The sequence below is a fragment of the Bradyrhizobium sp. USDA3010 genome (genome assembly GCF_056429065.1).
In genome coordinates this window covers 1-6,737 of sequence record NZ_JBWJZD010000094.1, presented here as the reverse complement: position 1 = coordinate 6,737, position 6,737 = coordinate 1, and the positions used below count along the sequence as shown (strand labels likewise).

Sequence of the window (6,737 nt, the reverse complement as noted above, 5' to 3'; positions counted from 1 at the left end):
ATGCCTATCCTTATCGCTATCCTTACGACTATTCTTTGACATTGTGACCTCGCGACAAACCATTCCGCGAGATCTTCCTAGCCGACCAGATCAACCCTCAGCGCGTGGTCTCCGCATGACGCTCACAACTGGACGAAGCCATCCAAATGCTGGAGAGCACCAGGCAACGCTGTGGTCGGGCAGAAATTGGCCAGCGAAGATTGATCAAGACCTAGGGCCGGCCCGCACGCGTCTCACTATCCGGTAAGGAGACTTCGAGAAGAGTTTACGAAGCGAGCGGCCACGCACCGCCCCTGATGAAGCGTAGAAAGCCGATCAGCAACAGCATTAGCCCCGGCCGAAGCGAGCAGAACCGACGATGCGCAGGTCTTTTGCAACTACATCTCGGCGAAGCTGGTACCCATCCAGGCTCAGTCAGATCAGCTTCATAGACATACGGCAGCGAGCGTACCAAGCGCACCGAGCATCAACCCGATCAGCGAACCGGTCGTCGGAACGTTTCTAAAGAGGAGAAGAGTGAGTATCGGCTCCACCACCAGAATAGCTCCCACCGATATTGCGACAATGATCCAGATATTCTTTAGATGCATGTAGCCCAGCGCGTATCCGAAAACGAGAAGGATACCACCGAAAGATATCAGGAGAAACATCGGCAGGAGCATTGTCACATCCCCGCCGGCCTTTCCAAACCGCCTTGAGGCAATCAACTCGGCGATGATCGAAATCGCTTCTCCAAGGAAAATCGCTGCCACCGCTACAATCTTCAATATCAAGCTCATCGGCTGTCCATGGCGGCCCGGATATGGGGAATTGGAGGGCACCGTTGGCGTTGCTTTTTCGCTTGTCCGGCGCCTACACGGCGCCGGGCCGGCTCACCAGTCGCTCCTTACGCGGGCTCGTCAACGCCTGCCTGATTGTCGACCGGCCCGCGACATGCAGCGATTGTTTGGCGCCGATCAAGCCGCTTTCGCTAGTGGCGTTAACGAATGCGGTTCAAGACGAGCCCAACCGCACCGCGTGCCGCCTGCCGCCGACGCGATCAGGGACTAGGCTGCAATCCGCACTGGGAGTGAGGAATAGCCGTGCACGAAATTAGATGCGATTCGCTCCGGTTCGCCGACAACGCTTACGTCTAGCCCTGCACGCAATATTTCGTCCCAGAGGATATTCAACTGCAGTTGTGCAAGATGCCGACCAACGCACCGATGGATACCAAATCCGAACGATAGATGCTGCCGCACATTCTTGCGGTCGATCACAAAGCTGTCGCCATTCTCGATGACCTCTTCATCCCGGTTGCCAGAGATATACCACATAACGACCTTGTCGCCCTTGCCGATCTGCTTGCCACCCAGAATGCAATCTGCCGCCGCGGTGCGGCGCATATGGGCGATCGGTGTCTGGTATCGAATAATCTCCGACACGGCGCTCGACACGAGCGCAGGGTTATCGCGCAGTTTTCGCAGCTCGCCGGGGTACTGATTCATGAATAAGACGCCGCCGGTCATCGAGTTGCGGGTGGTGTCATTGCCTCCGACGATCAGCAGGATCAGATTGCCGAGAAACTCATCCGGCTTCATATGGCGCGTGTCGGGCGAATGTGCCATCAAAGAAATCAGGTCCAGGCGCGGCTCGGCATTAATGCGCTCGTTCCAAAGTCGCGTGAAATACTCAAGACATCCGGACAGGATTGTCCTTCGCTTTTCCCAGCTGTCGATGGCATGGCCGGCTCTCGGAGGTGTAACAGCTACATCTGACCAATAGGTCAGGAGCCGTCGGTCTTCGAAGGGAAAGTCGAAGAGCGTGGCAAGCATCTGCGTCGTCAGCTCGATCGAGACCATATTCACCCAATTGAACGGATCATTGCGCGGCAACCCGTCCAGGATCACCCTGACCCGCGAGCGGATCAGACTTTCAAACTTCGCCAGGTTATCCGGTGCAACTATCGGACTTACGGTATTGCGCTGCCCGGCGTGTTTTGGAGGACCCATCTTAATGAAGCTCGGGGTCCAGTGCTCGTCAGGCACATCGACGATCGTGACACCCTGTTCTGACGAGAATGCCTTATGGTTTGTATCCACCGCGACAATATCGCGGTACTTCGTGACGGACCAATAGGGGCCATAGCAGCTGTCTTGGCAGTAGTGAACGGGATCCTCCCTTCGCAGCCGCTCGAAGTATCCCCATATGCTATCATCCTGAAAGCGCTTGGCTTCGCTAACATCCAGCTTGCTCAGCGGGATACTCGACGCCTCATCGGCTCTACGTGCCGATCTCGCTTTCATGATGGTCTCCGCAGATTTTGTTCATTCGAGAGCATACGGGTCCGCATAGTCGCTCTCCACGACCGCCCTGATGTGTTGGTTGCGAGCATGTCCTCGCTCCAACAAAGTATCTCAAAGCGCGAGCCGGCCTCTCCTACCATTTCTGGCAGGATAGATCGCATTGACTTTCCAAGTCGATCCAATCCAGTGGACCTTAGAACCATCACGGCAACGCTGGCATCGCCTGAGATCGGCTATATCGTTGCTCGAAATCAAATAGCTGACATGCCACCACAGCTTTCCAGGTCTTGAAGATCTCAAATGCGAACCTCTTTGGCTCCTCACGGCCGCATTGAAGCTATTTTTGGGCCGCAGCGCGTGCGGCGACAATCATTAGCGCGGCTCATCCTCCCTGACACCACCTAGCCGCAGCACCACCGAGAGTACGCAAATGTTCTGTTCGACCCGACAAACGCCTGCTTGATCCAACATCCTGGCGGGCAGCCCAGCAACTGAACGAGACAGGAGCTCTCGAGAACGATCGTCTCCGAGGCTACGATGCTCAATCGCTATCCACCCAGTTCATGGCCGCGGAACCATTCGCAAGGACGATGGCTTGCGCCACAAGTAAAAAGGATGGTCCGGGCCCTGGCACCGTCATAGGCAGAACTCCAAATAGCCCTTTCGCCCGGTCAGCTTCTGATCAGCATCACCGCTGCTCGGCAAGCTCTGCGCAGACCATTGCGACGAGGAGGCCAGGCCTGGCACCCGGCTCACGCGAAAGCTAGACGAGGATGTCAGTGACAGCGAACGGTACTATGCGCAGTCAGCACGTAGAAAGCGGTATTCGCCCCCGAGAGATCGGTGCCACGTTCAGCAAGCGCGTTGTCGAACCCGGCGCATTGCCGACCGCCCCTTGCTCTCCTTCCAGCAGTTCCACCTGAAAGGATCAAAGAGAATGACGGCATACCCGACGACGTTGCAGAATCTGCGCGCGGCTGATCCTGGTAGCAAGGTATTGGAGATAACCACGACCACCGGCTGCATCGTCAGATGTTCTTATTGCTCCCAGGACAAGTTCGCAGATCGCCAAAGGCTCGTATCCCAAGCCAAGCATCTGGGTGTTCAGGATTTCAAGCAATGTCTCTCACGCGTACCGACAGCTACCGGCATTAGTTTTGCCGGATATTCGGAGCCCTGGTTGCATCCGCATTGCAGCACGATGGTTGAGCATGCTTACGCACGCGGCCACGACGTCCGGATCTTCACGACCCTTGTTGGAATGAACGGAACTGACGTTCGGCGCTTGCAAGTGCTCCGGTTCAAGACTTTCGTCGTTCACGTACCCGACGACGGCACCTATATGAACAGCCGCCTCGTCGGAAAAAACTACATCAATGTCATGCGCCGACTGATTGAGGCAAACATTCCCTCAATTCAATTGGTGGTCCTGGGTAAAATCCATCCTGATCTAGCCGACGTAATCCCCGCCAAAAAGCTACAACGCTTGCGGCCGCTGAGTAGCAGGCGAGGACGTATAGATCCGAGAATGATCACCTCCCGGCAGCCGATCGCCGGCACTCTGACATGCAATGGGAAACAGCAGCATCGGAATGTCCTTCTTCCAAACGGCGATGTTACTTTGTGCTGCATGGATTTTGAGCGGCGTCATGTCCTTGGGAATCTTTTGCGCGACGAGTACGAAGATCTGTTCGAAGGCCGGATATTTAGCGAAATCGCCGACCGCATGAACGGTACGGATGGCTTTCTGCTTTGCAGGACGTGTGAATTTGCCAAACCGGAGCCGGAATGTAGGAGCCCTGCCCGCGCGCTGTGAGAATGGCCATACCGATGGAAGCGCGCTGCACCAGCTGGACTAGCGCCAGAAGGCGGATCAGAGTCGCGCTTCGGCGAAATGCACGACCGGGGACCAGCCCTTAGGAGAGCTCCAAGGACCGCCTATGTTCAACTGGTGCGACTGGAGGTGGTAGATGCTTTTCCCGCAAGATGACGGACGATTTGGCTTCGCAGTTGATCTCGTGCCTCTCGATCGATCCAAAAGCCGTCTTCAGTAATTCAACGAGCCGCTCTCCAATGGGAGTTCGAACGTACAAGACAGCGTAACGGGCCTGACCCACATGCCCGCCATGACGAGACCAACGTTGCGCTTGCAATTCAGCGAGGTGAGTAGCTGCAGAGTATTCCATCCACGATCGATTACAACGACATCGACTTGCCGATCTTGCCGGGAAAACCCGCCCACGGCGGCGCTGGTGCCCTCCCACAAACCATGCGATGTGGGTATCCGACAGACTCGTTCCCCGGGAGGTCATCACCTGCACATCGTGAGAGCTGCCGCAGAATCAACTGCGACATTGTGCGCTGATTTTCCGCTCAATAGGACGCTCATAGCTCAAACAGTATTGGCCGGCTGCCGTTCTCATCATGAAGGATACGATGAAGAAGAAGCCTTCGAGAAGACGCTCTCCACGCAACTTGTCCGAACCATCGATTTCGTCAAGTTCGCCGAAACCAAGAATGCCGCCCCTCTTACGTTCTCCTCACTTTGGATCATCAGCACGATCAACCTGCTAACGAGCCAGGCCAGCTTGCCACTCGGTTACAATGTCGCATTTGCGCGGCGCTTCCTCTCTTCGCTGTGGGCGGTCTGGTTTGTATTCTGTCGTTTGTCCCGCAGGTGTTGGCTCAGTTTTTCGAGACGGATGACGACTCCGTCAGCTTACTGTATTAGGGCGCCGCGCCGAGCACACATTCAAGCGCTGCCTTTGATCTTATTCCATATGCAAGGCGTTCCAACCCCTGAGGACCTGGGGTGCCAGTCTGGTATCGACGAGTTTGCTCCAGGACTTGCCTACTTCGATCCAGCGGCATTTTCGCGCGGGCAAGCTCTCCAGCACTTTTTGGGCAATAGGTGCGAGACTCGCAGCTTCGGAGGTTGGGTCGAGGCCAGCGTCTGCAAGGATTTTCACGGCTGCCTCTTTGGATCGCATCCACGCCGCTTCGGTGAACCTGCTCTCCGAGAAATACTCGAAACAGGTGCGAAACGTCAGAGCACGGCCGATGACCTTATGGTTTGGTAATCCCGTCTCACTGAGCCATCGGCGCAAATGGTCGCACCATTCCTTGTTGCTGAAGTCGAGAAGATTGCCACCTTCGAAAATCAAAAGCGCCGCCATGCCAGCAATTTCAAATCGTACGTCCTCATCTTGTTTTTCGAACCATTCGCGGATTGCTTGCAAGGGCGTCCTCGGCATCTCGGCCGCGCCGGTCCGTTTTAACGGGACGACGTTTTCCAGTGAGGGCATGCGCGGCCAAGGCTTCCCCTTTGCGTCCCAAAAGACCCAACGCTCTGCGATCGCTTTTGCTTCTTCCGGTGATCTGGTCCGCCAAAGCTCCTTGAGCGCCTCGTCGACGTAGTATGAAACATCCGCCTTCAGGCCACGTGTACGCGCGATTGCTGCTAGGCGTCCGGCGTCAAGGAGCCGGGCCGCGAAGTTGTTCTCTGCGTTCATTTTCCGAGGTCTTTCGCGCCTCTCCAGCGCGTCCCGTTCATTCTGCTCTAACCGTACTACAAGCCCGCTATTCACGCCGTTGAAAGTTAGCGGCGACGTGACAAGACGCCCGCCGGTATCGGCCGAGCAGACGCTGTCTGCCTTATGTTAGGCGCCGCTAACTTCAGTGGCCAGCCACGGCCGCAACTAGTGATGGTAGCCATGCCCGGAAAGCCCCTAGGCATGGCTAGGGGTGTGCATTCTTCGTGCCAAGCAATCGTCGACAGTTTGGATGACGTTTGAGTTGGGTTTGTCTGCTTCCCGACATGCTAAGGTCTCGATCCTAGCAGTAGAGCTTGTCAGCAGCGGGCTCATCTTGATGCTGCCGTCTCCGCAACCACACGAGCGACGTCGCTGGTGGATCAAAAAGCCTTCTGCTTTCGCTATTGGCGCTTTAAATCGGCACCCCTGCAACAGCGCTGGGCTCCCTCATGGTTAGTTTAGTCCGTCCGGTTCGTAAAAAATTCCTGCTCCAAGCTGATTGCGGTCACTCTTAGACACACAACCCGCGTTCCAATCATCTCAATAGCAGTCTGGCCATTGGTGATTGTGCTTTCTATCTCAGGCGTCTTCAGAATCTTCCGACAACGACGGCATTTTAACGTCGCCGGCACGTGCATACGAGAGAGATGCACTGATACCCAATTAGGATAATTTTCATTCGTCGAATTTTGGACAACTTAATGAGCGTATCGCGTGCGGAGATCGACTCTAACAAACAGATCGTTCCTGTCCCAGGAGAATCATTTCTTTACTTTCTTCCATCGCCAAAAAGTAAGCGGCAAGCTGAGGCCGTCAGGCGGCGTGGTTCCATGGCATAAGTACGTCGATTTGGCTGCTCGGCCAGCCATTGGCGATACGCTGAAGCGTGAGGGTGAGCCAGGCGAACGGATCGACGTTG

General features: G+C 55.7%; 5 protein-coding genes. 1 reads left to right on the top strand and 4 read right to left on the bottom strand.

Annotated features, from left to right (window positions below; genetic code table 11):
- Nucleotides 1-425: 425 nt before the first annotated feature.
- Together AC066Y_RS42700 and AC066Y_RS42695 are read right to left on the bottom strand one after the other, a co-directional pair.
- The gene (locus AC066Y_RS42700; RefSeq protein ID WP_456718418.1) at nucleotides 426-779 is read right to left on the bottom strand and encodes a hypothetical protein; all 354 of its coding nucleotides are present in this window, start codon (nucleotides 777-779) and stop codon (nucleotides 426-428) included.
- A gap of 267 nt (nucleotides 780-1,046) precedes the next feature.
- On the bottom strand, nucleotides 1,047-2,285 hold the full coding sequence (locus AC066Y_RS42695; RefSeq protein ID WP_478279073.1) for a cytochrome P450: 1,239 nt from the start codon (nucleotides 2,283-2,285) through the stop codon (nucleotides 1,047-1,049).
- 937 nt (nucleotides 2,286-3,222) lie between these two features.
- Between AC066Y_RS42695 and AC066Y_RS42690 the strand changes: the two genes are divergently transcribed.
- On the top strand, nucleotides 3,223-4,101 hold the full coding sequence (locus AC066Y_RS42690; RefSeq protein ID WP_478279072.1) for a radical SAM/SPASM domain-containing protein: 879 nt from the start codon (nucleotides 3,223-3,225) through the stop codon (nucleotides 4,099-4,101).
- 955 nt (nucleotides 4,102-5,056) lie between these two features.
- On the opposite strand, the gene AC066Y_RS42685 is transcribed toward AC066Y_RS42690, so the two are convergent.
- Nucleotides 5,057-5,797 carry a hypothetical protein gene (locus AC066Y_RS42685; RefSeq protein ID WP_478279071.1) on the bottom strand — a complete coding sequence of 247 codons (741 nt, stop codon included), beginning with the start codon at nucleotides 5,795-5,797 and terminating at the stop codon, nucleotides 5,057-5,059.
- 834 nt (nucleotides 5,798-6,631) lie between these two features.
- On the bottom strand, nucleotides 6,632-6,737 hold a 106-nt coding region (locus AC066Y_RS42680), incomplete at its 5' end, for a transposase domain-containing protein (protein ID WP_478277977.1).